The organism is Pseudomonas triclosanedens (assembly GCF_026686735.1).
Taxonomy (GTDB): domain Bacteria; phylum Pseudomonadota; class Gammaproteobacteria; order Pseudomonadales; family Pseudomonadaceae; genus Pseudomonas; species Pseudomonas triclosanedens.
Map to the genome: position 1 here is coordinate 5,151,284 of NZ_CP113432.1, position 26,418 is coordinate 5,177,701.

18 protein-coding genes, 2 tRNA genes and 3 rRNA genes are annotated in these 26,418 nt (G+C 59.4%); 3 read left to right on the forward strand and 20 right to left on the reverse strand.

What is annotated here, in order from left to right:
- Positions 1 to 92: 92 nt before the first annotated feature.
- The 6 genes from rimI to OU419_RS23900 all read right to left on the reverse strand — a co-directional run bounded on the left by rimI (position 93) and on the right by OU419_RS23900 (position 5,507).
- Entirely contained in the window at positions 93 to 545 is a 453-nt protein-coding gene (rimI, locus tag OU419_RS23875) for a ribosomal protein S18-alanine N-acetyltransferase (RefSeq protein ID WP_254476807.1), read from the reverse strand.
- Positions 542 to 1,333 (reverse strand): energy transducer TonB, encoded by a 792-nt coding sequence (locus tag OU419_RS23880; protein ID WP_254476806.1) that lies wholly within the window; start codon positions 1,331 to 1,333, stop codon positions 542 to 544. Before OU419_RS23880 ends, rimI begins: the two co-directional genes overlap by 4 nt.
- A gap of 138 nt (positions 1,334 to 1,471) precedes the next feature.
- The gene (locus OU419_RS23885; RefSeq protein WP_254476805.1) at positions 1,472 to 1,981 is read right to left on the reverse strand and encodes a DUF6160 family protein; all 510 of its coding nucleotides are present in this window, start codon (positions 1,979 to 1,981) and stop codon (positions 1,472 to 1,474) included.
- Between the two features lie 14 nt (positions 1,982 to 1,995).
- Positions 1,996 to 3,612, reverse strand: coding sequence for a hypothetical protein (locus tag OU419_RS23890; RefSeq protein ID WP_254476804.1), 1,617 nt, complete (start codon positions 3,610 to 3,612; stop codon positions 1,996 to 1,998).
- Position 3,613: 1 nt separating this feature from the next.
- Positions 3,614 to 4,678, reverse strand: a complete 1,065-nt coding sequence (locus OU419_RS23895) for a hypothetical protein (RefSeq protein WP_254476803.1) — start codon at positions 4,676 to 4,678, stop codon at positions 3,614 to 3,616.
- Positions 4,679 to 4,901: 223 nt separating this feature from the next.
- Positions 4,902 to 5,507, reverse strand: coding sequence for a hypothetical protein (locus OU419_RS23900; RefSeq protein WP_254476802.1), 606 nt, complete (start codon positions 5,505 to 5,507; stop codon positions 4,902 to 4,904).
- Between the two features lie 208 nt (positions 5,508 to 5,715).
- Here OU419_RS23900 and mksB point away from each other — a divergent pair, with 208 nt between their 5' ends.
- Genes mksB through mksF form a run of 3 tightly spaced genes read left to right on the forward strand, consistent with a single transcriptional unit; the run spans position 5,716 to position 10,575 of the window.
- Positions 5,716 to 6,990 (forward strand): Mks condensin complex protein MksB, encoded by a 1,275-nt coding sequence (gene mksB, locus OU419_RS23905; RefSeq protein WP_254476801.1) that lies wholly within the window; start codon positions 5,716 to 5,718, stop codon positions 6,988 to 6,990.
- On the forward strand, positions 6,980 to 7,744 hold the full coding sequence (gene mksE, locus OU419_RS23910) for an Mks condensin complex protein MksE (protein WP_254476800.1): 765 nt from the start codon (positions 6,980 to 6,982) through the stop codon (positions 7,742 to 7,744). Before mksB ends, mksE begins: the two co-directional genes overlap by 11 nt.
- On the forward strand, positions 7,741 to 10,575 hold the full coding sequence (mksF, locus tag OU419_RS23915) for an Mks condensin complex protein MksF (protein ID WP_254476799.1): 2,835 nt from the start codon (positions 7,741 to 7,743) through the stop codon (positions 10,573 to 10,575). Before mksE ends, mksF begins: the two co-directional genes overlap by 4 nt.
- Before the next feature lie 106 nt (positions 10,576 to 10,681).
- On the opposite strand, the gene OU419_RS23920 is transcribed toward mksF, so the two are convergent.
- The 14 genes from OU419_RS23920 to OU419_RS23985 all read right to left on the reverse strand — a co-directional run bounded on the left by OU419_RS23920 (position 10,682) and on the right by OU419_RS23985 (position 26,201).
- The gene (locus tag OU419_RS23920; protein WP_254476798.1) at positions 10,682 to 12,982 is read right to left on the reverse strand and encodes a PqiB family protein; all 2,301 of its coding nucleotides are present in this window, start codon (positions 12,980 to 12,982) and stop codon (positions 10,682 to 10,684) included.
- The gene (locus OU419_RS23925; RefSeq protein WP_254476797.1) at positions 12,975 to 13,595 is read right to left on the reverse strand and encodes a paraquat-inducible protein A; all 621 of its coding nucleotides are present in this window, start codon (positions 13,593 to 13,595) and stop codon (positions 12,975 to 12,977) included. Before OU419_RS23925 ends, OU419_RS23920 begins: the two co-directional genes overlap by 8 nt.
- Positions 13,582 to 14,238, reverse strand: coding sequence for a paraquat-inducible protein A (locus OU419_RS23930; protein ID WP_254476796.1), 657 nt, complete (start codon positions 14,236 to 14,238; stop codon positions 13,582 to 13,584). The genes OU419_RS23925 and OU419_RS23930 overlap by 14 nt, the downstream gene beginning before the upstream one ends.
- Positions 14,239 to 14,568: 330 nt before the next feature.
- A 5S ribosomal RNA gene (gene rrf, locus OU419_RS23935) occupies positions 14,569 to 14,684 on the reverse strand.
- A 130-nt stretch (positions 14,685 to 14,814) separates the two neighbouring features.
- Positions 14,815 to 17,706 (reverse strand): 23S ribosomal RNA (locus OU419_RS23940).
- Positions 17,707 to 17,939: 233 nt separating this feature from the next.
- Positions 17,940 to 18,015, reverse strand: a tRNA-Ala gene (locus OU419_RS23945).
- 29 nt (positions 18,016 to 18,044) lie between these two features.
- A tRNA-Ile gene (locus tag OU419_RS23950) sits at positions 18,045 to 18,121 on the reverse strand.
- 64 nt (positions 18,122 to 18,185) lie between these two features.
- Positions 18,186 to 19,721: ribosomal RNA gene (locus OU419_RS23955) — 16S ribosomal RNA — on the reverse strand.
- Together the 16S, 23S and 5S rRNA genes with 2 tRNA genes alongside form the textbook arrangement of a ribosomal RNA operon.
- 546 nt (positions 19,722 to 20,267) lie before the next feature.
- Positions 20,268 to 20,876 carry a protein-methionine-sulfoxide reductase heme-binding subunit MsrQ gene (msrQ, locus tag OU419_RS23960; protein ID WP_254472605.1) on the reverse strand — a complete coding sequence of 203 codons (609 nt, stop codon included), beginning with the start codon at positions 20,874 to 20,876 and terminating at the stop codon, positions 20,268 to 20,270.
- Positions 20,876 to 21,886, reverse strand: a complete 1,011-nt coding sequence (msrP, locus tag OU419_RS23965; protein WP_254472603.1) for a protein-methionine-sulfoxide reductase catalytic subunit MsrP — start codon at positions 21,884 to 21,886, stop codon at positions 20,876 to 20,878. The genes msrQ and msrP overlap by 1 nt, the downstream gene beginning before the upstream one ends.
- 57 nt (positions 21,887 to 21,943) lie before the next feature.
- Positions 21,944 to 22,765, reverse strand: coding sequence for a CDP-diacylglycerol--serine O-phosphatidyltransferase (gene pssA / locus OU419_RS23970; RefSeq protein ID WP_254472601.1), 822 nt, complete (start codon positions 22,763 to 22,765; stop codon positions 21,944 to 21,946).
- A gap of 151 nt (positions 22,766 to 22,916) precedes the next feature.
- Positions 22,917 to 23,933 (reverse strand): ketol-acid reductoisomerase, encoded by a 1,017-nt coding sequence (gene ilvC / locus OU419_RS23975; RefSeq protein WP_254472599.1) that lies wholly within the window; start codon positions 23,931 to 23,933, stop codon positions 22,917 to 22,919.
- 43 nt (positions 23,934 to 23,976) lie between these two features.
- The gene (gene ilvN, locus OU419_RS23980) at positions 23,977 to 24,468 is read right to left on the reverse strand and encodes an acetolactate synthase small subunit (protein ID WP_254472597.1); all 492 of its coding nucleotides are present in this window, start codon (positions 24,466 to 24,468) and stop codon (positions 23,977 to 23,979) included.
- 2 nt (positions 24,469 to 24,470) lie between these two features.
- Complete coding sequence (locus OU419_RS23985) at positions 24,471 to 26,201, reverse strand: acetolactate synthase 3 large subunit (RefSeq protein WP_254472593.1); 1,731 nt, start codon at positions 26,199 to 26,201, stop codon at positions 24,471 to 24,473.
- Positions 26,202 to 26,418: the final 217 nt, after the last annotated feature.

The window sequence follows — 26,418 nt, forward strand, 5'->3', positions numbered from 1 at the left end:
TATTTCTTGTTGTTATTGGCAACAAGGGTACGCGAGTGCCTGGGCTTAGGAAAATCCCGCGTCGCAGGAAATTTTCAGCGTTATGACAGGGATCAATCGACCAGCGTACAGGCCATGACCAGGGCGTCTTCGCGACCGCCGACCGCCGGATAGTAGCCACGACGCCGGCCGATTTCGTTGAAGCCATAGCGCTCGTACAGGCGGTAGGCCGGCTGGTTCGACTCGCGCACTTCGAGGAAGCACTCCACCGCATTCAGCTCGCGGGCGCGCGTCATCAGATGCTCCAGCAGGCGCAGCCCGAGGCCACGGCCCTGGCTCTCCGGTTTGACAGTGATGTTGAGCAGGTGCGCTTCGTCGAGGATCAGTTGGATCACGCCGTGGCCGACCTGCTGGGTGCCTTCGAACATCACCCAGCAGTCGTAGCTCTTCAAGCCATCGGTGAAGATGCCGCGCGTCCACGGATGGCTGAAGGCTGCATATTCGATCTTGAGGACAGCATCGAGATCCGCCTCGGTCATCGGGCGGAAGGAAACGGCATCGCTCATGCGGTGTTCTGACTCATCCAGCGTTGCCGCACGCGGCGCATGGCGCGCCACAGGTCGGCTTTCAAAGTGGGTTGTTCGGCCAGGCGCTCAAGGCCCGGAATAGCCCAGGCGACGCCCAGGCCTTCGACTTGCAGTTCGCGCAGCAGGGCCTCTTCGTCCGCCTCGCCGGCGAATCGTACCGCCGGCATGCCGACCAGCCACAGGCAGCGGCACGCTGCACTCTCTTCCAGGCGTGCAGCGACGAAGCCCTGGACGAACTCGCGGGCAGCTTCCGGCCCCTGGTCCATGCTGCCACCGGCGAACAACGGCCAGCGCACCGGCTCGCCCACCAGTTGCGGGCTATCCGGCAGGCCAGCGGCGCGCAGCAGGTCTTTCAGAAGCAGGTAGGCGGGATCGCGGCTGGCCAGCGGCTCGCCGGTAGGCAATTCGACCAGCAACATGCACTCGCCGGCACGCAGCAACTGAAGCGCGAAGCGCGGAGGCGGGGCGACGGGGGTACGGGGAACGGGCGCGGCTTCCGGTTCGGCTTCGACCGGGGCGACAGGCTTGGTCGGCGCGGCAGGTCGCGGCATGACGCGAGCACTGATCGACTGCTCGGGCGCCGCGACCGGGGCGGCCTCGCGTGCCGTTTCGACCACCGGAGTCGGCGGCGGATTTGCCACGACAGGCTCGGGCGCCTCCAGCAACTGCGGGCGCGACGGTGCAGCGAACGGCAGCGCAACGCGCGGCAACCAGGTGGCGACCTGCATGGCGCCCAGGTAGGCGCGGCGGCGAGCTTCTTCGATCAAGAGACAGTTACCTGTGGGTGGTGCCTGCCAAGGCAGGCCATCACGACGAGGCGGGATTGTCGCGTGAAACGCGGCCGACGGAAAGGCCGGCGGGCGGAGAGCGTCTACTCAACCACTGTGCAAGGCACCCGTTTCCGCTCAGGGCGTCCCGAATACGTAGACGTTGCCGGTGAGCTTGACCGCGCCGGTCGCCTGGTAGGTGAGCAGGTTGGTCTGCTGCAGCCCGCTGCCGCTGACGACGCCCTGGTTCGAGCCTCCCAGGGTGAACTGCAGGTTGGTGGCGCTCGCATTGGTCAGGCCGATCTTCATGGCCTGGCGCTTGAACAGCGCTCCGTCACCGTTGAAACCGCTGTTGATGGTCACCATGTCCAGGCTCATGCCATCGAAACTGAAGGTGCCCTTGATATTGTCCAGCACGACGTAGCCGGTACTGTTGAGCGGCTGGATCGCCAGGCGCGCACCGCACCCGCCGGTGCAGCGGGTATCGCTGGCGACCGGGGCGAGGTTGAAGTTGATGCTCAGGCTGACGCCGGCCTGGCCGGTGACATCGGACATCTCGCTGTCATCCAGGCCGCGCATCTCGGCCTGGGCGCCACAGGCAAGGGCTAGCAGCAGCGCCCCAAGGAGTCGGCTCGACAGTTTGTTCACGGCGATTCTCCCCATTAGCGCGGCAGGTTGACGGTACGCACGTTCAGATAGTCGATCCGCATCCCGCGAATAGCCTGGGAGCCGATGTCGGTACCGCCGATATTCAGGTTGCCGATGCTGATATTGCTCTTCTGCACGTTCTTGTAGAAGGCGTCGTGATTGGCCCAGGTGACGCCGGGAGCATTGAGTACCAGGTCGCCGTTGCTGGCTACCGTAAGGGTCGCCGGCTGGTAGTTGGCATCGCCCAGATTGAGGTCGAAATAGACGTTCTTGGCGACTGCGCGATTGCTGTCGCTGCAGGTCTCGCAGCCGCTGATGACGAGCTTGTCGGCATACATCTGCAAGCTCATGGACAGCTTCATGCCGGCCTTGTCGCCCCACAGGTTGAGGTACGAGCCGTTCAGCGTGAAGTTCTCCAGGGAAATGGAGAAGAAGTCCTGCCGCTGCGTGGTCGCGCCAGCAGTGCCGTTGCTGTTGTAGGCGACGCTGGGCAGCGTGAAGCGAGTCTTGATGCCGATATCCAGCCCCTGAATGCGGGTGCCGGCGGAACCGGGCATCGCGTCGGCCACCAGCTTCACCGTGGCGGCGTTCTTGCTGGTCCGATCGATAGTGCCGCTGACGCAGGTGGTGCCGCTGCCGCTCTGGGCGCCGCAGAGCTGGATGAACTTGTCATAGTCACTGGCGCGCTTGCTGAGAGTCACGCCGTTGCGGGTGACACTCCAGGCGGCGCTGAGATCCTGCTGCGACTGCGCCAGGTTGTTCTGCGCGGTGCTCAGGCTGTCCTTGGCGTCACTCCAAGGCTTGATCGAGCTGTTGTACTTGGCGACGTTGGGGTCTTTGCAGCCTCCGATCAGCGGACAGCTATAGGTGTCGCCGATCGCAGGCCTGGACTGGCAGGAGCCGCCCAGAGGGCCGCACTGCTGAGCCGGCAACTGGTCGTACCAGCCCTTCATCACGTTATAGGCCGAGTTCACCGAATCGTTCGCGCTCTGCACCAGGGCCTCGCGCTGATCCACGACTGCCTGCCGCTGGTTCACTGTGAGCATATCCGCATCAATACCGGATTTGAGCGCTGGCATGTTGTTCTGGTAGGTCGACAGCAGGGTATCGCGCTGGCCGGTCAGCGTCGTGAGTTCGGTATTGACCTTATTGCTCGCCAGGGTCGGGTCGGTACAGCCAGATTCGCCATACAGGCAGCCCTGGTAGTAGGACCAGAGGCCGAATTTGTGGGTGTCATTGATGGGGTCGGTCCAGGTTGGCGTCTTCAATTGCAGCGCCTGTTGCCCGACGGGGATATTGTCGCCGGTCTTGTACTTGATCGGCCCGAAGGTGAACGGGTGCATCGGCGTACCCAGGTAGGCCTTGGTGTCGAGCGTACCGCGCTGGCTGCCAGCGCCCTTTATGTAAGCCCCGGTGATGTCCACCTGCACATCCTGGTTGGCGCTGTTCTTCACTCCGGTGATCTTCGCCGTGGCGCTGGACTGGTCGTAGCTGAAACCGTCGATGAAGAACCCCAGCCCCGCACCGCTGACCTCTCCCAACTGTTCGTCGTCGAGAGCCTTCATGGCCTGAACCGGCAGGCAGAGGAACCAGCCGGCCAGGCAGGCAATGACTGCGCTGCGCCCGGTCATGTCAGCACCCCGAAGCCTGGGCGCCCATGCAGGTCGGCTGGCGCGCCAGGCCACGCAGGGCGTCGTAGAGGTTGATCAGGATCGGGTAGGCGGCGTCCGCGCCGGTCCCTACCTTGGGGAAGTTGGCATAGGCGCCGGACTGGGTATTCACGAAGTTGCCGGCGTTCGCCAGGTCCTGCCAGGGCACGTTCTGGTTCTGCAGGGAGAAGAAGATGCCCTGTGCGCCGGCATTGATATCGGTTGCGCCAGGCTGGCCGATGAAGATGCTCTTGTAGTTGGTGAGATTGAAGCAGGCATCCAGGCCAAGGGTCTTGCACCCGCTGGCAGTAGTGAGCACCGGAATCAAACCGGCCAGAATGTTGTTCGGGTCGGTAGTATTCATCGAGGTACCCTTGGGAATGCCGATCTGCTCCGCGCGGATGGTGGTGGCCTCGCCCGTGTTGGCCTTGACCAGCCCGACCTCGGCCTCGATCTCGGTATCGCCCGCCACCGCCAGCAACAGGCAGTTCACTATGTTGGGACAGCCGTTGCGGGTGTAGTAGTCGTAAGCGATTGAGGCCGGCCCATAGATCTTGCCCTGCAGGTTGCCCGACAGTGACTGGATGTCGCCGGAGAGGTAGCCAAGAGCTTTGCCGAAACCGACACGCACCCCGGCCAGCTCGCGCACACCGCTGGCGTTGGTCTTGAAGGCGAACTCGATGAAGGGGTCGCGCATCTGGAACGGCTCCACTGCCGCATTGGCGGAGTTGGAGTTGGTCACCCGCCCCAGGGCGAAATTGTTGATCTGGATGTCCGCCGGCTGACTGGAGGCCGAACCACTGCGCGTGTAGTCGCCTAGGCGCAGTTCGTCGATGTTGGTGAGAATGTCGATATCGGCGCCGAAGTTAAGGCGGGTGTACTGGTAGGCCCCGTAGGTCAGGGCATCCACGGTGAGCATTGCCTGTCCGGTGATGCTGGACAGTTCCTCGTCATTCAGCGATTCCATGCGGGCCTGGGCGCTGCTGGCCAGCAGCAGGCCGCAGAACAGGGCGGCAGCCCGCATGAGCGGGCCGAAGGACTGACGCATGGCTCTCTCCCTTCCCGGCTTCCTGATGCCGGAAGCCTGTTGTTATTCGTCCGGCAGCCGGATCGAGACTCGGCGCCGTGATGCCACTATAGGAGCTCGGGAGACAGGAGTGGCCGACCCATAGTCGAGTAAATCGCGAAGGGCATTTCGGAGGGACGCCGCAACCGGGGAAATCGCAGGGCGAATTGTTACCCATCGTCACACCCGCGTTACACCCGGGACGTCAGCGCTGGCGGAACAGCCCGATCAGGTGCTCGGCGATGGCGCCCTTGATGGCATCGAGGTTCAGACGCGACTGGGCCTGGAGCTTGGCGACGTTAAGGCGATGCAGGTGCAGAGATGGCATGCGCGCCTCGTACTCGCGCAGGTCGCCCTTGACCAGCACGGGGAGGAAGGTGTCGTCACGCATGCGATAGCGGTTGATCAGCAGCTTCAAGCCATCCTGGAACGGCATCTCGCGGGAAGCCACCAGGCGGTGCTCGCCGGGAATCTTCAGGTACAGGCCGCTGTAGCCCATCGTTTCACCCGGCAGGATATGGATGCCAGTGGGCTCCACCGCTTCGGCGGGAATGTCGTGGAAGGTATCGAACCAGGCCTGTTCGTCCGGGAGGATGGTGATACCACCTTCCTGGCTCTCGGGAATCACGAAGCTGTAGTTGCTGTAGAGTTTCTCGACATACGACGAGTAGATGCACAGACGGTTTTCGAAGCGCTGCAGGAAGGCAATGGCTTCATTGCGGTCGGTGATGGCATCCAGGTCCCAATCGAGGTCGTTCTGGCGTTCCAGTTCGGCCCATCGGGCTTTGGCAAGGGCGGCGTCGTATGTCATAGCGGCAAATCAGACTCGGATGACAGACTCTGGCAAAAAACTTGCCAGAAAATTCAGTCCTTTAGCCTCGATTTTCCGTGAGCCATTTCACACAGAGGCCGCTAGCTCAGTCGCAATCTGACGCGTTTCGTCACCCTGTCGGCTAGCAGGAAACCTTTGCAGTACAATCGCCCCCTTTATCCATTCAAGGCCGGACAAGCGGAACCCGATGATCGACCCCCGACGCGTATTACGCGCCCTTGCCGAGCACTGGGCCCTGCTCGAACCGCTGTGCGAGCGCTTCGACAGCGGCACCCTGAGCCTGGTGGAGTTGCGCAATCAACTGGGTGCGCAGTTGCCCGACAGTACCCCGGTGGATATCACCGCCCTGCTCGACCAGTGGGTACGCCTGGACATCCTCGTCCCGGTGGCCAAGAGCCCCAACCGCTTCGAGCTGAACGCACAGATCCACGACTTTCTCGCCTACCTGCGCCAGGAGCACCGCCTGGGCCTGTGCCTCGAAATCGAAGCCTACCTGCGCCACCTGGAACGCCTCGCCGGCTACATTCGCGATGCCTTCGAAGTGCGTGACGGCAACGACCTGGCCCGCCAGTTGCGCCTGCTCGACATGCGTGTGCGCGACGTGCTGAAGAAGCTGGCCAACGACGAACAGGCTCTGATCGCTGTCGCCGAACGGGCCAAGACCAGCGACCGGCAGATCCCGCTGCGCCAGCGCTACGCGGAAGTTCTCGCCACCTGGGACGAGTACGTCGAACCGATGATCCAGTTGGTTTCCGCCGACGGCGCCTTCGAACAGGGCGTGCACCGCGTGGAGCAAGTGCTCCTGCGCCTGCTCGGCGAGCAGGCGCGTCTCGGCCAATTGGTCGACGACGACCAGTTGCTACGCACTCACGCGCGCATCCTGGAAATGCAGACCACCGCCCAGCTCACCCTGCGCCGCGCCCGCGAACTGCTGCTGCCGCTGCGCGAGGAAGCACGCCGGCACAACGCGATCACCCGCGGCGCCGCACTGGCGCTGTCGATCGTGCGCCGCAAGGGCATCGATGCCGTTCCCCAGGCAGCGCTGCCGTTGTTCACCCGCCCGCAGAGTACCTTCCTCGGCAGCGCCTCGCAGGTCGAAAGCTACGTCTTCGCCCTCGCCCGCTTCCAGCCCAAGCCGGCGCACTTCCCCAAGGCCAGCGGCAAGCGTGGCAACGATGGCCCGCAGCGCTCGCCGCGCACTGCCCGGGAGATGCTCGACCGTTGCCAGGCCGCACTACCGCTGCCGGACCTGATGCAATGGCTGCTGGAGCAGGAACCGGAAGGCGCCACCGACGAGCTGCTGTATTGGTTCTCGCGCCTGTCGCGCGACGCCCGTTTCCAGCGCGACCGTCTCGATCGCCGCCAATACGACACTCTCGAGCACAGCGTCAGCCTGTGCTCCTTCGCCCTGATCGCCGGCAATGCTGGCAAGGACACCAAGAGCGAACCGCATGCAGATTAATCTCACCGAAATGAGCCAGCTCGCGCCGATCTTCCGCGAGCTGTTCAAAGGCTTCCACATCAGCCGCCGCGACCCCGAGCTGTACAGCCAACTGTCCAACCAGCAGGACGCCTACCGCGCACTGTTCAAGGGCCTGGGTTTCGAACTGGTCTGCGATACCCGTGGTTTCTACTATTTCGTCCCCGAACAGATCGGCGCCCAGGTGAACAAGACCGCCCAGCGCCTGGCGCTGTTCACCTTCATACTCGTCGAGCATCTGGCCGACCAGGGCCGTGACCCTCTGGCAGTACTCGACGGCGGCAGCCTCGGCCGCGACGAGTTGCCGCCGCTGCTGGACAAGTACCGCGACCTGTTCCTGCAGGCCGAGGTGACGACCCAGGAAGAACTGGAAGAAAAGGTCATGCGCCGCCTGACCCAGCTTGGCTTCGCCGCCGAGGACAACGGCGTGTATCGCTTCCTGCCGCCGATCCACCGCTTCCTCGATGTCTGCCTATCAGTCCAGCAGGACCGCGACCTCGCCAGCAACCTGCACAGCAACGACCTACAGTTCACGGCCCCCGTGCTGCTGGAGGAAGACGACGAGCCGGTGGTGATCCTCGACAACCATACCTCCGATGCCGACGAAGAGATCGTCGCCATCAGCGAGTCCGTCGAAGCCACTGCCGTTGAGGCCGTCGTCGACGATGAGAGCGAAGAAGACGCCATCGCCCGCGCCATCGCCGAAGAACAAGCCGACATGGAGGCCCAGGTATGACCCAGGAACGCTACGGCATCCGCCGCTTCGCCCTGCTCAACACCGCCGGCTACAGCCTCGGCATCTTCCCGCTGGAGCAACCGCTGTCGGTGTACGGCGCGAACAACCTCGGTAAATCGGCGTCTATCAACGCGCTGCAATTCCCGATCCTCGCGCGCATGTCGGACATGAGCTTTGGCAAGTACAGCCTGGAAGCCTCGCGCAAGTTCTACTTCGCCACCGATACCAGTTACATCCTCATCGAACTGGATCTGCCCCACGGCCGCCACGTGATCGGCGTCGGCGGGCGCGGTCCGGGCGGCGGCTTCGGCCACCAGTTCTTCGCCTACCAGGGCGAGCTGGACCTGGAGCACTATCAGAAAAATGGCACCTGCCTGCGCCTGCGCGAGCTGTATGCCAACCTGGAACGCGAGGGCATCAAGTCCTACGAGTTGAAGCCGGACGAGCTGCGTCGCCTGCTGGTAGGCGGCCACACGTCGATCCCGCTGGACCTGACGCTGATCCCGCTGCGCTCCACCAGCGAACAGAGCCTGAAGACCTTCCGCTCGCTGTTCATCAACCTGCTGCACATGCGCGAGATCACCGCGGCCAAGCTCAAGCAACTGTTCCTCGATGCCTTCGAGCACAGCCTGCGTTCGGGTAGCGTCGACTACATCGCTGCTTGCGAGGAAGCCTTCCGCGACGTACGCCGCATGGAGGGCGACTACCAGGCGCTGGTGGCCGCCGGCCCGCTGGTCGAGGCGCTGGCCAATGGCGTGCAGCAGCGCGAACTGCTGCGCGGCAAGATGCACCGTCTCTCGCCGCTGCTGGATAACCTGCTGGGCACCTGGGAAGACTACTCCGGCGCACGCAAGGAAGAGCTGGTCATCCAGGCCGAGCACTACCGTCGCGAGCAGGACGGCCTGCAGAACGAGCAACGCGGCAGCACCGCCGAGCTGATGCGCCTGGAGCGTGAGATCAGCGAGATCCAGCGCTGGATGGGCGAGCTGGCCGTATTGAAGAACCGTTTCGCGCTAGTGGACGACGCCAAGGTGCTGGAGCAGCAGTTGCTCGCCGCCAAAGACGCCCACGACGAACTGGCCGGCGCCCTGGCACACTCCCGGCAGTTCTCCAGCGAAGACCTTGAAGAGCGCATGCGTGATCTGGAAAAACGCCTGAAAGGTGTTCGCCAACAGCTCGAACATGCCGACAACAACAGCTACGCCCGCCTGCGCGAGGAGTTCTCGCAGCAGGACGTGGAGCGCCTGATGCGTCTGTTCAATGGCGCGCTGTTCAGCCTGCCGCTGGGCGAGAAAGGCGTGAGCATGGACGAGGAAGGCCAGTGGGTCGGCAGCGTCGAGAAAATCCTCGATGCGTTCAAGGGCGAGCGCTTCGAAGTGCCCGGCCTGACCATCGACCTGTCGCACATCGAACCGCCGGCACTGCAGGCGCTCGCCGACCGTGCTGCGCTGCGCGACCAGAAGGAACGCCTGGAGAAGGAGCTCAAGCAGCTCAAGACCCAGCAAGCCGTGGCCGCCGACCGCAACGCCAGCAAGGCACAGGCGGACAAGCTCTACCAGGACGTGCTCGATGCCCAGAAGGCGCTGGAAGACTTCCGCCGCAGCCAGACGCTGAACGCCGAAGAACCGGGCAAGCTGGAGCAGCTGGCGCAACTGGAAGCTGCCCAGGACGAGCTCAAGCGCTCCGCCGACGCCTTCACCGAGCGCGTCCAGCAAATCTCCGCCAAGCTGCAGTTGGTGGGCCGCCAGTTGGCAGACCTGGAAGCCAAGCAGCGCACCCTCGACGACGCTCTGCGCCGCCGTCAGTTGCTACCGGCCAACCTGCCGTTCGGCACGCCGTTCATGGACCCGGTGGACGACTCGATGGACAACCTGCTGCCGCTGCTCAACGACTACCAGGACACCTGGCAGTCGCTGCAGCGTGTGGACGGCCAGATCGAGGCGCTGTACGCCCAGGTGCGCCTGAAGGGCGTGGCCAAGTTCGACAGCGAGGATGATCCCGAACGCCGTCTGCAACTGCTGATCAACGCCTACGCACACCGTACCGACGAAGCTCTCACCTTGGCCAAGGCACGCCGCGCGGCAGTTACCGACATCGCCCGTACCCTGCGCAACATCCGCAGCGACTACGACAACCTGGAACACCAGTTGGCGCTGTTCAACCGCGAGATCAACAAGCGCCAGGTGTCGAACCTGCAGAGCTTCCGCATCGTGCTCGCGCCCAACAAGGACGCGCTCAAGCACATCGACCAGATCATCCATAGCGCCGGCCAGTACGAGGAAGGTGAAAACCTTTCGGTATTCGACCTGACCCAGAGTGCCGAGCAGGATGCAAGGAACGAGGAAGCCAAGGACTACCTGTCGCGCCTGGTAGCCGCCAACAACAACCAACTGGGCCTGAAGGATCTGTTCGAGCTGGCGTTCGAGATCACCAAGATGGGCGGCCAGCCGATCATGCACACCGACATCGACGGTGCGGCATCCAACGGCACCACCATGACCATTAAGGCACTGACCAACATGTACCTGCTGCTGCACCTGATGGATCGCGAGCAAGCCGGTCGCGTCCGCCTGCCTTACTACCTCGACGAGGCGGCGGACATCGACGAACGCAATCAGTCAGCATTGCTGGAGACCAGCCTGCAGCTAGGCTTCGTGCCGATCCTGGCGAGCGTGAAGCCGCAGGTATCGGCGCAGGTGGCGATCGACCTGGAAGGGGGCAGCAGCCCCAGCGGCATCTACATCGACGAGGCGGACTGGAAGTTCATCCGCCGGCGGGATACCGAGAAAGCCGCGCACAACGATGTCGAGGCCAGCGCCGAGCCTGCCTGATTCTCTCCGGCCGAAGAAAGAGCTCCGCACTGCGGGGGCCCTTTCCAGTCGCACCGAAGCCAGAACGAAAAAGGGCCGCAATCGCGGCCCTTTTTTCAGCAGAACGTCATTTCGCCTTACCCAGCGGAATCTTCGGAGCCCAGTCGAGCCAGGCATCCTCGTATTCGTCGAACAGCGCGAACGTCTGCCCTGGCTTGGCCGGTGCGCCCATCTCGGCGTTATTTGGCGTGGCGAACGCAACACCGCCAGCGAGAATGGTCTCGAAGGACTCGGTCCGCACCTTCACGCCCTTGAACAACCCGGCATCTACACCAACGCCACTGGTGTTCCAGAAGCGGCTGCCAGTGCGCACCAGCGGCGCGTAACGCGGCTCGACGATAATGTGGATAAGTACCCGGTCACCGGTTTCGCCAAGCTCGAAGGACGTGACCTTGCCCACTTGCACTTCGCGATAGGTCACCGGTACGCCGGGCTTGAGTGAACCGCGGCGGGCAGCGCTAAGCGTCAGACGCAGGCCATCGGCGTCCAGCAGGCGATTCGGCTCGCTGTCCAGCAGGCTGAAGCTGGTCTGCGCCTGCCCCGGCTTGTCGGTTGGCAGGACCTCAATGTACTGCCCACTGACAATGGTGCCCAGGTTGGCGACTCCGGACAGCCCGACTTCCGGCTTCACCACCCAGAAACGCGTACCCTGGCGGGCAATACTATCCGCCGCACGGGTCAGGCGGGCCTTGAGCTGCACGGTCGCCAGATCCCTGCTCAGGTCGACCTGCTCGATGCGTCCCACTTCAAGCCCCTTGTAGCGCAGCGTGGTGCCCTCCTTGAGGCCGTCGGCACTGGCGGCGCGCAACTCGATCATCTGGCCCTTGGCGTGGGCAACCTCATCACTCTCGAACAGGGCGAAACGGCGCACCTTGGTCACCGGCGGAGCCTTTGGATCCGGCGTATCGAAGGCGATGCCGCCGGCTATCAGGGTCTGCAGGGATTCGCTCTTGAGCTTGATGCCATCCAGACCGCCGCTGACCGTCACTCCGCTGACATTCCAGAAGCGCGACGAAGTATTCACCAGGTTGGCGTACTCCGGCTCGATGTGAACGCCGATGACCAGCCGCGACGGATCACGGCGTGAAAGCTGGTAACTCTGCACGCTGCCGACCTTCATCTGTCGGTAGAGGATCGGCGTGCCAACCTCCAGCGAGCCGAGCTTGTCAGTAGTCAACACCAGGTGCAGGCCGGGGGAATCCAGGTTTAGCGGCGGGGCCTTGGGACGAATGACGAAATCACGGGTCGGCTCACCAGTCTTGGCAAAGCGCACGCTGATGTAATTGCCCTTCACCAGAGCTTCCAGCCCGGTGATGCCGGCCAGCGAGATGCTCGGCTTGACCATCCAGAACTCGGTATCACCGTTGAGGAAGTCCTCGGTACGTGGGTCCATCGACAAGGTGGCGGTGGCGCCATTGAAATCCTTGTCCATGTCGATGCTCTTCACCGTACCGACCTGCACGCCGTTGTACATCACTGGCGTGCTACCGGGAGTCAAGCCGCTGACGTCACTGACCTTGAGCTTGACGCTCAAACCGGCCTGGGCGGCATCGAAGTCTTCGTAGAGGCGGAACGGCTTGCTCGGGTCGGTTGGAGGGCTATCCGGGTAATTATCCGGGGTCGAGAACGCGATGCCGCCGGCCGCGATAGTCGCCAGGGATTCGGTACGCAGCTTGAGACCGCTGAGGCTCCCTGACAGGGTGATCCCGCTGGCGTTCCAGAAACGCGTATGTTTACGTACGAGATTGGCGTAGGCCGGCTCTATGTGGACCTTCACCACAACAGTCTTCTGGTCCTCGGCCAACTGATAGCTCTTCACCTGGCCAACCTGAATCTGCCGATAGTAGATCGGGCTGCCCTGCTCCAGGGAGCCGAGCCGATCGGCCTTCAACGTCAGGTGCAGGCCGGGCAATGCATCGGACAGCGGTGGCGGCTCCTTCAACGCGACGAAGTTCTTCTCCTGATCCCCTTTCACCGGATCGATGGCGATGTAGTTCCCCGAAACCAGCGTTTCCAGGCCGGTCACCCCGGCCAGCGATACACGGGGCTTCACCAGCCAGAAACGCGTGCGCTTACTGAGGTACTCGGCGGCCTCCTTGCGCATCTCGACCACAGCCGTGACGCCCAGCGTCGGCTTGTTGACATGCAGGTCGATCACTTTGCCGACGCCGATGCCCTTGAAGATCACCTCGGTCTTGTTAGCCTGGATCCCCTCACCACTTTCGAACTGGATATTGATCATGATTCCCGCCTGGTCGTATGCACGCCAGGCCAGCCACGCTCCGATCGCCAAAGCGATCAGCGGCAGGATCCAGATTGCCGACCAGTTGGAGGTCTTGCGCATCTTCGGGGTAGGAAGATCACTCATTGTCGTTTTCCGCGTCCGTGTTATCCCAGATCAGCCGGGGATCGAAAGTCACTGCAGCTAGCATCGTAAGCACCACAACCGTAGCGAAGGCAGCCGCACCAAGGTTGGCCTCGATGCTGGCCAGATTGCCGAAGTTCACCAGCGTCACCAGAATCGCGATAACGAAAATATCTAGCATCGACCAACGGCCGATCCATTCGATGAAGCGATACATCATGATCCGCTGCCTGGCAGACAGCGGTTGGTGCCGCTGGACCGAATACAGCAGCAATGCAATACCGACCAATTTGAAGGTCGGCACCAGGATGCTGGCAACGAACACGACCGCAGCGACCGGCACCATGTCCGCATTGATCAGCTCTACCACCCCCTCCATGATCGTTGCCGGCATGCCGCTGCCGAGGAAGTTCACCGTCATGATCGGCAGCAGGTTGGCGGGGATATAAAGAATGGCTGCGGTGATCAGCAGCGCCCACGTCCGCACGATACTGTTCGGCCGGCGGTCGTGAACCACGGCACCGCAACGTGTGCAGACAGTCTCGTCGTCGACGACTCGACGATTGAGCTGATGACACTCTCCGCAGACCAGAATGCCAGCATCAATGGCTCGCATGGTCAAACTCCCCCGACAGCTCCCCCCAAACCTGGTGGTGAGACATAGTCACCTCCAACCATATCTGGGTGAGCAAAAGCGCTACGAAACAGGCTAGTCCAAGCCCGACATGCAATTCGGCCATCCCGATCAGCTTTACGATTGATACGAGAATCCCCATCAGATACACCTCGAGCATTCCCCATTCGCGCAAGTGCTGATATCCACGGAACAACAGCATCCCCTGCGGCCGAAATACCCGGAAGCGCAGCGTGATAAGCACGAAGAGCTGACACAGCAGCTTTGCCAATGGGATGACCATGCTGCAGAGGAAAACCAGGACTCCGACGCCCTTCATACTCGAGTTGTACAACCCTTGTACGCCGCTCCAGACAGTATCGGTGCTGACCTGACCCAGGATGGTGATGTGCATAATCGGCATGAAGTTGGCCGGGATATAGAGCACCAAGGCTGTCAGCACCAGCGCTAAGGCACGACGTACCATATACGGCCGGTGTATTTCCAACTCATAGCCACAACGGGGACATACTGACCTTTGGCCCAATGGTACGGTTTCACGGCGCATCAACAAATCGCACTCATGGCACGCCGTCAACTCGTCCAGTGGCAAGTGCTCCAGTGTCTGACCCTGGTTATCGGACATGAATAAGCTCGTGAGAAATTTGACGCTATTGTAGACGAGCCAGCCTGATCGAAGCGCCGAAGCATCTGTATCGAGTCCGTTCGAAATTCATCGGAATGTTCAGAGCTTGGGCAAAGTCGGCAGTTGCGCGAGAGGAAGCCTATGTGCAAAGGCTTTGGCAGGCGGATGTTGATCCAGATGCAATCAGCTGCTCCGAGCGGCAGCAGCCACCGACTCAACGCGCCACATCACCCGATGCCTCGCCGACTTGCACAGCCTTCAGCCCCTGTTTTCCGCGCGCAAAAGCAAAGCCCCCGACCAGCGAGGCTGATCAGGGGCTTTGGGATAGGAGCTTGACGATGACCTACTCTCACATGGGGAAACCCCACACTACCATCGGCGATGCGTCGTTTCACTACTGAGTTCGGGATGGGATCAGGTGGTTCCAACGCTCTATGGTCGTCAAGCAATTCTTTAGGATGCTCGTGGCCTTGGCACACGCTCATCCAGATTCGGGTATGTGACAGGTATTTGCGGTTCACACGAACTTTCGGTTCGTCGACTTCACCGTCTAACACCAAATTGTTTGGGTGTTATATGGTCAAGCCTCACGGGCAATTAGTATCGGTTAGCTCAACGCCTCACAGCGCTTACACACCCGACCTATCAACGTCGTAGTCTTCGACGGCCCTTTAGGGGAATCAAGTTCCCAGTGAGATCTCATCTTGAGGCTAGTTTCCCGCTTAGATGCTTTCAGCGGTTATCTATTCCGAACATAGCTACCCGGCAATGCCACTGGCGTGACAACCGGAACACCAGAGGTTCGTCCACTCCGGTCCTCTCGTACTAGGAGCAGCCCCTCTCAAATCTCAAACGTCCACGGCAGATAGGGACCGAACTGTCTCACGACGTTCTAAACCCAGCTCGCGTACCACTTTAAATGGCGAACAGCCATACCCTTGGGACCGGCTTCAGCCCCAGGATGTGATGAGCCGACATCGAGGTGCCAAACACCGCCGTCGATATGAACTCTTGGGCGGTATCAGCCTGTTATCCCCGGAGTACCTTTTATCCGTTGAGCGATGGCCCTTCCATACAGAACCACCGGATCACTAAGACCTACTTTCGTACCTGCTCGACGTGTCTGTCTCGCAGTCAAGCGCGCTTTTGCCTTTATACTCTGCGACCGATTTCCGACCGGTCTGAGCGCACCTTCGTACTCCTCCGTTACTCTTTAGGAGGAGACCGCCCCAGTCAAACTGCCCACCATACACTGTCCTCGATCCGGATAACGGACCAGAGTTAGAACCTCAAGCATGCCAGGGTGGTATTTCAAGGATGGCTCCACGCGAACTGGCGTCCACGCTTCAAAGCCTCCCACCTATCCTACACAAGCAGGCTCAAAGTCCAGTGCAAAGCTACAGTAAAGGTTCACGGGGTCTTTCCGTCTAGCCGCGGATACACTGCATCTTCACAGCGATTTCAATTTCACTGAGTCTCGGGTGGAGACAGCGCCGCCATCGTTACGCCATTCGTGCAGGTCGGAACTTACCCGACAAGGAATTTCGCTACCTTAGGACCGTTATAGTTACGGCCGCCGTTTACCGGGGCTTCGATCAAGAGCTTCGCTTTCGCTAACCCCATCAATTAACCTTCCGGCACCGGGCAGGCGTCACACCCTATACGTCCACTTTCGTGTTTGCAGAGTGCTGTGTTTTTAATAAACAGTCGCAGCGGCCTGGTATCTTCGACCGACATGGGCTTACGCAGTAAATGCTTCACCCTCATCGGCGCACCTTCTCCCGAAGTTACGGTGCCATTTTGCCTAGTTCCTTCACCCGAGTTCTCTCAAGCGCCTTGGTATTCTCTACCCGACCACCTGTGTCGGTTTGGGGTACGGTTCCTAGTTACCTGAAGCTTAGAAGCTTTTCCTGGAAGCATGGCATCAACCACTTCGCTCTCTAAAAGAAAGCTCGTCATCAGCTCTCGGCCTTGAACACCCGGATTTGCCTAAGTGTTCGGCCTACCACCTTAAACTTGGACAACCAACGCCAAGCTGGCCTAGCCTTCTCCGTCCCTCCATCGCAGTAACTAGAAGTACAGGAATATTAACCTGTTTCCCATCGACTACGCTCTTCAGCCTCGCCTTAGGGACCGACTAACCCTGCGTCGATTAACGTTGCGCAGGAACCCTTGGTCTTTCGGCGTGGGAGTTTTTCACTCCCATTGTCGTTACTCATGTCAGCATTCGCACTTCTGATACCTCCAGCAAGCTTCTCAACTCACCTTCACAGGCTTACAGAACGCTCCTCTACCGCGCATCTTGCGATGCACCCGTAGCTTCGGTGTGTGGTTTGAGCCCCGTTACATCTTCCGCGCAGGCCGACTCGACTAGTGAGCTATTACGCTTTCTTTAAAGGGTGGCTGCTTCTAAGCCAACCTCCTAGCTGTCTAAGCCTTCCCACATCGTTTACCACTTAACCACAACTTTGGGACCTTAGCTGACGGTCTGGGTTGTTTCCCTTTTCACGACGGACGTTAGCACCCGCCGTGTGTCTCCCACGCTGACACTTCCAGGTATTCGGAGTTTGCATCGGTTTGGTAAGTCGGGATGACCCCCTAGCCGAAACAGTGCTCTACCCCCTGGAGTGATACGTGAGGCGCTACCTAAATAGCTTTCGAGGAGAACCAGCTATCTCCGAGCTTGATTAGCCTTTCACTCCGATCCACAAGTCATCCCCTACCTTTTCAACGGGAGTGGGTTCGGTCCTCCAGTCAGTGTTACCTAACCTTCAACCTGCTCATGGATAGATCGCCCGGTTTCGGGTCTATACCCAGCGACTAAATCGCCCTATTAAGACTCGCTTTCGCTACGCCTTCCCTATACGGTTAAGCTCGCCACTGAATATAAGTCGCTGACCCATTATACAAAAGGTACGCAGTCACCTAACTAAGTAGGCTCCCACTGCTTGTACGCATACGGTTTCAGGTTCTATTTCACTCCCCTCTCCGGGGTTCTTTTCGCCTTTCCCTCACGGTACTGGTTCACTATCGGTCAGTCAGTAGTATTTAGCCTTGGAGGATGGTCCCCCCATATTCAGACAAAGTTTCTCGTGCTCCGTCCTACTCGATTTCACTTCAAAGAACCTTTCACATACGGGGCTATCACCCACTATGGCCGCACTTTCCAGAGCGTTCTGTTAGATTCAAAGAAGCTTAAGGGCTAATCCCCGTTCGCTCGCCACTACTAAGGGAATCTCGGTTGATTTCTTTTCCTCAGGGTACTTAGATGTTTCAGTTCCCCTGGTTCGCCTCTTGCACCTATGGATTCAGTACAAGATACCTAGGTTATCCTAGGTGGGTTTCCCCATTCAGAGATCTCCGGATCAAAGTCTGTTTGCCGACTCCCCGAAGCTTATCGCAGGCTACCACGTCTTTCATCGCCTCTGACTGCCAAGGCATCCACCGTATGCGCTTCTTCACTTGACCATATAACCCCAAGCAATCTGGTCATATGTCTCGAACGTGAAGACGACATTCGCCGAAAATTCGCGCTTGAACTCGCAAATTTTACCTTGACTTGAATGATCACCAGTGAAAGAGATCATTCAGTCTACTTCTATCACATACCCAAATTTTTAAAGAACAGTTCCGGTACAAAGACCAGACATCAATGTTCCTTAACCTGAACATTCATGTCTGAGCTTTTGACGATTTAGAGATGGTGGAGCCAAGGAGGATCGAACTCCTGACCTCCTGCGTGCAAAGCAGGCGCTCTCCCAGCTGAGCTATGGCCCCTTATCGGATCAGCAGCACACCACAACAATTGGTGGGTCTGGGCAGATTCGAACTGCCGACCTCACCCTTATCAGGGGTGCGCTCTAACCAACTGAGCTACAGACCCAATCGTCTAACCAGTGAATCAAGCAATTCGTGTGGGAGCTTATGAAGAAGCTGAGATCTTCGATTAAGGAGGTGATCCAGCCGCAGGTTCCCCTACGGCTACCTTGTTACGACTTCACCCCAGTCATGAATCACTCCGTGGTAACCGTCCCCCTTGCGGTTAGACTAGCTACTTCTGGAGCAACCCACTCCCATGGTGTGACGGGCGGTGTGTACAAGGCCCGGGAACGTATTCACCGTGACATTCTGATTCACGATTACTAGCGATTCCGACTTCACGCAGTCGAGTTGCAGACTGCGATCCGGACTACGATCGGTTTTATGGGATTAGCTCCACCTCGCGGCTTGGCAACCCTCTGTACCGACCATTGTAGCACGTGTGTAGCCCTGGCCGTAAGGGCCATGATGACTTGACGTCATCCCCACCTTCCTCCGGTTTGTCACCGGCAGTCTCCTTAGAGTGCCCACCCGAGGTGCTGGTAACTAAGGACAAGGGTTGCGCTCGTTACGGGACTTAACCCAACATCTCACGACACGAGCTGACGACAGCCATGCAGCACCTGTGTTCCGATTCCCGAAGGCACCCTCGCATCTCTGCAAGGTTCCGGACATGTCAAGGCCAGGTAAGGTTCTTCGCGTTGCTTCGAATTAAACCACATGCTCCACCGCTTGTGCGGGCCCCCGTCAATTCATTTGAGTTTTAACCTTGCGGCCGTACTCCCCAGGCGGTCGACTTATCGCGTTAGCTGCGCCACTAAAATCTCAAGGATTCCAACGGCTAGTCGACATCGTTTACGGCGTGGACTACCAGGGTATCTAATCCTGTTTGCTCCCCACGCTTTCGCACCTCAGTGTCAGTATCAGTCCAGGTGGTCGCCTTCGCCACTGGTGTTCCTTCCTATATCTACGCATTTCACCGCTACACAGGAAATTCCACCACCCTCTACCGTACTCTAGTCAGGCAGTTATGGATGCAGTTCCCAGGTTGAGCCCGGGGATTTCACATTCATCTTACCAAACCACCTACGCGCGCTTTACGCCCAGTAATTCCGATTAACGCTTGCACCCTTCGTATTACCGCGGCTGCTGGCACGAAGTTAGCCGGTGCTTATTCTGTTGGTAACGTCAAATCAGCAAGGTATTAACTTACTGACCTTCCTCCCAACTTAAAGTGCTTTACAATCCGAAGACCTTCTTCACACACGCGGCATGGCTGGATCAGGCTTTCGCCCATTGTCCAATATTCCCCACTGCTGCCTCCCGTAGGAGTCTGGACCGTGTCTCAGTTCCAGTGTGACTGATCATCCTCTCAGACCAGTTACGGATCGTCGCCTTGGTAGGCCTTTACCCCACCAACTAGCTAATCCGACCTAGGCTCATCTGATAGCGCAAGGCCCGAAGGTCCCCTGCTTTCTCCCGTAGGACGTATGCGGTATTAGCGTTCCTTTCGAAACGTTGTCCCCCACTACCAGGCAGATTCCTAGGCATTACTCACCCGTCCGCCGCTGAATCCAGGAGCAAGCTCCCTTCATCCGCTCGACTTGCATGTGTTAGGCCTGCCGCCAGCGTTCAATCTGAGCCATGATCAAACTCTTCAGTTCAATACTGCTTGGGTTTTGAGAAAACCCTAAACTTGGCTCAGCAATCGCATGCTCTAATTAAAGAGCTAAAACTCTCGAATTCACGAGTGTTACTTGCGATGCTGATAATCAGTCGATCATCAGTCTTACATCACAAGCACCCACACGAATTGCTTGATTCAACTTGTTAAAGAGCAGTTGGTTGATTCTTTCGTCTCAACCGAGGCCGCGCATTCTACAGCAACCTCTTACTTCGTCAAGCGTTATTTTCGAAAATTTTCTTTTCTACTCAACCGCTTGCGCTTCGGAGAAGGAAGCCTTCTCACCAGCGGGAGGCGCATTCTACAGCGTTCAAAATCACTGTCAAGCACCTCGATGATCTTCCTTTCAGCTCGCCGCCGAAGCAGCCCGCGGAGAGTGGCAAGCGAATCGCCTGCCGGACCACCACTCCCGACTTCGATGCTTTGTAAGTGCTTGATTTTCAAGCTCTTTCAGCGCTTCGTCGCTGGGAGTGGTGCGCATTATAGGGACTTGAAAACGCCCGTCAACACATTTCTGAAAGAATTTTCAGCGCATCGCGAATCTACTGCGCAACAGAGGTAGCTGCCGAGCAATCCGCGGTAGCCGCAACAGCATCAGGCACACTCCCAACGCGGCGTAGATAGCCCAACGCTCCAAGTCGGAACGTACGACCCACAGCATATGCAACAACCCCAGAGCAAGGATGACATATATCAGGCGATGCAGTTTCTTCCAGGCGGTTCCCAACCTACGCATACTCCACCGATTGGAGGTCACGGCCATCACAAGAAGCATCAGGGAGGCAACGAAGCCGATGATGATATAGGGTCGCTTGCGCAGCTCAATGGCCAACTGCCCCATATCCAGCCCCAGGATGAACACGGCGTACGCACTCAGGTGCAGCACTACATAGGTGAAGGACCAGAGGCCCAACTGGCGCCTGACCTGTATCCACCCACCCCAGCGAGTCAACTTCTGCAGCGGCGTCATCGCCAAGGTCACGAGCAGCAGAATCAAGCCCCCCTGTCCTAGTCGATCGACCAAAGCCTTGCCCGGATCAGGCCCCAGGGCAAAGATCCACGCCTGATACAGCCAGTAGAGCGGAGGCAGCAATGCAACCAAGAAAACAGCACAACGCCAGAATGGATAGCGCATCAGTAGTCCTTCCTCAGGTCCATACCCGTGTAAAGCGACGCGACTTCATCGGCATAACCGTTGAACATGAGGGTGGGACGAACATTGGGACTGAATAGCCCACTGGGCAGTCGCCGCTCACGCGCCTGCGTCCAGCGAGGATGATCAACAGTGGGATTCACATTGGCATAGAAGCCGTACTCATCCGGAGCGAGACTTTGCCAGGTGGTCTTAGGCTGCTCCGTGACGAAGCTGATGCGCACGATGGACTTGGCCCCCTTGAAACCATATTTCCACGGCACGATCAGCCTTAGCGGTGCGCCATTCTGATTGGCCAACACCCGCCCATACATACCGACCGCGAGAATGGCCAGAGGGTGCATCGCCTCATCCATCCGCAACCCTTCAACGTAAGGCCAGTCGATCAATGCGAAGTTGGACCGCACCCCCGGCATATCCTGGCGATCCACGAGGGTTTCGAAGCGCAAGTACTTGGCTTTGCCAGTAGGTTCAACTCGCTTAATCAGTTCGAATAGCGGGAAGCCAATCCACGGGATCACCATCGACCAGGCTTCGACGCAGCGCAACCTATAGATGCGCTCCTCAAGCATGTACGGCTTGAGGAAGTCTTCCAGTGCGTACTTACCGGGTTTTCCCACCTCGCCATCGATGAGAACCGACCAAGGCTCAGTCTTGAGCACACCGGCATTAATAGCGGGATCCCCCTTATCGGGACCGAACTCATAAAAGTTGTTATAGGTCGTCGCGTCCTTGAAAGGAGTTATGGCCTCCCCCTTCACAGTGACAGCATCCCAGCGTGTGGCGGATAGCTTTTCGCTCAGCCAGGAAGGTGTGGACGCCTCAGAGACATCGGCATAACGCCCCTGCTCCGCGAAACTCAGGCGAGGTAGGCTGGACGCAGCAGCGGCAGCCAATGCGCCCCCCATGAAACGGCGACGAGAGAGGTAGAGCGATTCGGGCGTAACTTCCGATTCGTGGCAATCGGAATGGCGGGACAACTTGATCAGCATGACGGGCTCCGCAACGACTGGCTGTATGCGCCAATAGACTGCGGAGCCCGGAAGAAATTACACCGCGGGCGGCTGCTTGCGACGACGCAACTGGAGCAAGTATTGCACCGGACCAGAGGCTGCGTAGGCAAGGAACAGCAACAACAGGATACGCGGCGGATCAGTGAAGACCACGGCGAAGGCGAGCACTACCACCAGGATCGCCACGAAGGGCACCCGACCTCGCAGGTCCAGGTCCTTGAAGCTGTAGTACTTGATGTTGCTGACCATCAGCATACCGGCGGCCGCTACCATCAGCGCCACAAGCAGCGAAACCTTGGCACCCTGGATATCGAAATCAGCGAACGCCCACACCGTGCCAGCAACGAGCGCAGCTGCAGCCGGGCTGGCCAGGCCGATGAAGAAGCGCTTGTCAGCCTTGCCGACCTGAGTATTGAAGCGAGCCAGACGCAACGCCGCCCCCGCAACATAGATGAAGGCGACCATCCAGCCGACCTTGCCCAGGCTGCTCAGCGCCCATTCGAAGGCGACCAGCGCAGGCGCCACGCCGAAAGCAACCATATCGGACAACGAATCGTATTCGGCACCGAACGCACTCTGGGTATTGGTCAATCGGGCCACGCGGCCATCGAGACCATCGAGGACCATTGCGACAAAGATCGCGATGGCGGCATTGGAGAAGTCGCCACTCATGGCATTGATGATGGCGTACAGACCGGTGAACAGCGCCGCAGTGGTGAACAGGTTGGGCAACAGATAGATGCCGCGATGGCGCACCTTGCGACCGTCGGCATCATGCCCTTCTTCGATATGCTCATCGATGGGCAGGAGGCTTTCGGTGTCGGAAGCCTTGTTCGGCTCCTCGTGACCTTCACTCATGGACAATTCCTTGAGAACTCATTGAGGCTGAGATTTTCCGGGGGTGCGCAAATGCGCGGACGGGCCCGGCGCCCCCGCTTTATACCAGATCAACACCCAAGAACGAAAAAACGCGGCAAGCGCCGCGTTTCTTCGTTTGTCGCGAAAGACCTTAGTTCTTGGTCTTGTCGACGATCTTGTTGGCAGCGATCCACGGCATCATCGCGCGCAGCTTCTCACCAACTACTTCGATGCCGTGAGCGGCGTTGTTGCGGCGGTAGGCGGTCATCGACGGGTAATTGGCCGCACCTTCGGTGATGAACATCTTCGCGTATTCGCCGTCCTGGATGCGCTTCAGAGCATTGCGCATGGCTTGACGGGATTCGGCGTTGATTACTTCCGGACCGGTCACGTATTCGCCGTACTCGGCGTTGTTGGAGATCGAGTAGTTCATGTTGGCGATACCGCCTTCGAACATGAGGTCAACGATCAGCTTCAGTTCGTGCAGGCACTCGAAGTAAGCCATTTCGGGAGCGTAACCGGCTTCGACCAGGGTTTCGAAACCAGCCTTGACCAGCTCGACGCAACCGCCGCACAGGACAGCCTGCTCGCCGAACAGGTCGGTTTCGGTTTCGTCCTTGAAGGTAGTTTCGATGATGCCGGTACGGCCACCGCCAACGCCGCAGGCGTAGGACAGGGCGACGTTCTTGGCATTGCCGGAAGCGTCCTGGTAGATAGCGATCAGGTCAGGAATGCCGCCGCCCTTGACGAACTCGGAGCGAACGGTGTGGCCCGGAGCCTTCGGCGCGATCATGATCACGTCGAGGTCAGCGCGCGGAACGACCTGGTTGTAGTGGATGGAGAAGCCGTGAGCGAAGGCCAGAGTCGCGCCCTTCTTCAGATTCGGCTCGATCTCGTCCTTGTACAGGCGGCCCTGGAACTCGTCCGGGGTCAGGATCATGACCAGATCGGCAGAAGCAACGGCTTCAGCCACTTCGGCTACTTTCAGACCGTGGTTCTGGGCCTTGGCAACGGAAGAAGAGTTCGCGCGCAGGCCGACGGTTACGTCGACGCCGGAGTCCTTCAGGTTGCAGGCATGGGCGTGCCCTTGGGAACCGTAACCGATAATGGCAACTTTCTTGCCCTGGATGATGGAGAGGTCACAGTCTTTATCGTAGAAAACGCGCATTTGGGTAATCCCCTGTCAGTTGGCCTCGTGGGCCGTATTCAAATCAGATGCTGAGAGTCTTGTCGCCACGGGCAATACCGGTGACGCCACTGCGGACAACTTCGAGGATCGACGCGGTGCCGATGGCCTGAATGAAGCTGTCCAGCTTGTCGCTAGTGCCAGCCAGCTGCACGGTATAGACACTGCTGGTGACATCGACGATCTGCCCGCGGAAGATATCGGTGGTGCGTTTGACCTCGGCACGCTGAGCGCCGGTAGCCTTGACCTTAACCAACATCAGCTCGCGCTCGATGTGCGCGCTTTCCGAGAGATTCACCAGTTTTACCACCTCGATCAGCTTGTTGAGGTTCTTGGTGATCTGCTCGATGACTTCATCCTGACCAGCGGTGGTCAGGGTCAGACGCGACAGCGTCGGATCCTCGGTGGGAGCGACCGTCAGGGTTTCGATGTTGTAGTTGCGCTGCGAGAACAGGCCAACAACGCGGGAAAGCGCGCCGGGTTCGTTTTCCAGCAGCAGAGAAATGATGTGTCGCATGATCAGGTACGCTCCGTCTTGCTCAGCCACATGTCGCGCATCGCACCGCCGCGGATCTGCATTGGGTAGACGTGCTCGCTGGTATCGACCTGGATGTCGAGGAAGACCAGGCGGTTCTTCATTGCGAACGCCTCTTCCATCTTCGGCTTCAGGTCTTTCAGGTCGGTGATGCGCATGCCAACGTGGCCATACGCCTCAGCCAGCTTGACGAAGTCAGGCAGCGATTCCATGTAGGAGTGCGAGTAACGGCTGTTGTACTGCATGTCCTGCCATTGGCGGACCATGCCCAGCGCACCGTTGTTCAGGTTGACGATCTTCACCGGCAGGTCGTACTGCAGGCAGGTGGACAGCTCCTGGATGTTCATCTGGATACTGCCTTCACCGGTCACGCAGGCGACATCGGCATCAGGGAAATTCAGTTTCACGCCCATCGCGGCCGGGAAACCGAAGCCCATAGTGCCCAGGCCACCGGAGTTGATCCAGCGATTGGGCTTGTTGAAGCGGTAGTACTGTGCCGCGAACATCTGGTGCTGGCCCACGTCAGACGCAACGAAGGCGTCACCGTTGGTGACCTCGCACAGAGTCTCGATGACGGTCTGCGGTTTGATGATGCTGCCGTCGCCCATGCTGTACGGGAACAGACCGCGGCTACCGCGCCACTCTTCGATCTGCTTCCACCAGGCGACCTGAGCTTCCTTGTTTGGAGTCTCGCCAATCTCCTTGAGGATCGCGACCATCTCGGTCAGGACACTGTCCACCGGGCCAACGATGGGAATATCGGCCTTCACGGTCTTGGAGATCGAGGCAGGGTCGATGTCGACATGGATGATCTTGGCGTTCGGGCAGAACTTGGCGGCGGTCTCGCCGTTGATCACGCGATCGTCGAAGCGCGCGCCGACAGCAAAGATCACGTCGGCGTGGTGCATCGCGAGGTTCGCGGTGTAGCTGCCGTGCATGCCGAGCATGCCGACGAACTGGCGATCAGTGCCCGGATAACCACCCAGCCCCATCAGGGTGTTGGTCACCGGCACATTGAGCATGCGCGCCACCTCAGTCAGCGGCTCGGCGGCATTGCCCATGATCACGCCACCACCGGAATAGATGATCGGGCGCCTGGCGGCCAGCAGCATCTCGGCGGCCTTGCGGATCTGGCCGGAGTGGCCACGAACCGCCGGGCTGTAGGAGCGCAGCTTCACTTTCTTCGGGTAGTTGTATTCGAACTTCTGGGTCGGATCGCCCATATCCTTCGGAATATCGATGACCACCGGTCCGGGACGGCCGGACTGGGCGATATAGAAGGCCTTCTTAATGACCTCGGGAATTTCCGACGGATGCTTGATGATGAAGCTGTGCTTCACGATCGGGCGCGAGATACCGACCATGTCGGTTTCCTGGAACGCGTCAGTACCGACCATATTGCTCGACACCTGGCCGGAAATGACCACCATCGGGATCGAGTCCATGTAGGCGGTGGCAATGCCGGTAACGGCGTTGGTCGCCCCCGGACCGGAAGTCACCAGCACCACGCCCGGCTTGCCGGTGGCACGCGCGTACCCGTCCGCCATGTGCGTGGCGGCCTGTTCGTGGCGAACCAGGATATGGGTTACTTCGTTCTCTTTGAAGAGAGCGTCGTAGATATGCAGGAGGGCACCGCCCGGGTACCCATAGATGTACTTAACGCCTTCGTCACGCAACGAGCGGACGACCATTTCAGCGCCGGATAAAAGTTCCACGTTGTCACCTCTAGAACGCTATATACGGACACCCCCGACGTGGGGGACCGACTTGGATGGCTGCCCGGCAGACATGGGCGAATGTGATCGCCGGCTACGTCGACTGCCGATATGAGCAGAACCTGGAGACGCTCCTGGTGTGTTACGGAGAGCCTCCACCCAGCGCGAGGTAACGCGAAACAGGGTGAAACTTTGCGGCGCGGGTAGCACCTCTTGT